1 protein-coding gene is annotated in these 277 nt (G+C 65.3%); it reads right to left on the bottom strand.

Features of this window, described 5'->3' with window-relative positions; all coding sequences use genetic code 11:
• On the bottom strand, positions 1 to 277 hold a 277-nt coding region (locus tag AC0IW9_RS30740; RefSeq protein ID WP_471652097.1), incomplete at both ends, for a pertactin-like passenger domain-containing protein.

The following is a 277-nucleotide window of genomic DNA, read 5'->3' as shown; positions in this document are numbered from 1 at the left end:
ATCCACGTAAGGCCGACCTGCCAGGGCAAACTGCCCCGCGCCGCCGTTGCCATCGACCACCAGCAGTTCGCCGTTGGCAGCGCCCGGCTCACGCCCGGAGTCGGCGATGATTAACGTCTGGTTGTCCTGCACGGCGCCGAGCACCTTGAGCAGATCACCGCGTTCGGTGGCCAAGTCGGTGTTGAGGGCGAAGATTCCAGCGCCGGTGAGATCACCCTCGACGGTCAGCGTTTTGAAGGTTGTGCCGGGCTGGAAGGCCACGGTGCCGCTGTTGTGC

It is taken from the genome of Belnapia sp. AC561, assembly GCF_979252845.1.
This window is presented reverse-complemented; position numbering and strand designations above follow the sequence as displayed.